Source organism: Burkholderia sp. Bp8963, from assembly GCF_003854275.1.
Classification (GTDB): domain Bacteria; phylum Pseudomonadota; class Gammaproteobacteria; order Burkholderiales; family Burkholderiaceae; genus Burkholderia.
Window position 1 is genome coordinate 1 of sequence record NZ_QTQP01000189.1, and the last position, 510, is coordinate 510.

Below are 510 nucleotides of genomic sequence, written 5' to 3' on the forward strand. Positions count from 1 at the left end.
TGTACTACGGCTTCGGCCAGATCGTCCCGCGCGAATGGATGCGTGATAGCTGGGCATCGCCGTTGCTGCGCGATGCGTTCTGGTACGCGGTCGTTGCGCTCGGCATAAACGAGAGCGCGTATGTCGCTACGATCCTGCGTGGCGCGATCGCCGGCGTCCCGGTCGGCGAGATCGAGGCCGGCCACGCGTACGGGATGAGCCGCGCGCAGGTGCTGCGCTCGTTTATGTCGTGCTGGTCGCCTCGCTGACTATTCCCGCCGCCTGTCGCGTGCGGATACGCCGAGCTTGCACGGATGGGGCGCTTCGATCTCGTGGTCAACGCGACGTCGGCCAGCCTGACCGGCGATCTGCCGCCCGTGCCGCCAGGCGTGTTCAGTCCGGATGGCACCGCGTACGAGCTCGCCTACGGAAAAGGCATGACGCCGTTCCTTCGGCTGGCGAAGAATGCCGGCGTGCTCGGTGTGGCCGACGGCGTCGGCATGCTGGTCGAGCAGGCCGCGGAGGCATTCT

Annotated in this window: 2 pseudogenes; both read left to right on the forward strand. The window is 67.3% G+C overall.

From position 1 onward, the window contains the following. A pseudogene (locus tag DID96_RS37990) lies at positions 1-218 on the forward strand (amino acid ABC transporter permease); the annotation flags it as partial. Between the two features lie 39 nt (positions 219-257). Then, positions 258-510, forward strand: a pseudogene (gene aroE, locus DID96_RS37995) (shikimate dehydrogenase); the annotation flags it as partial.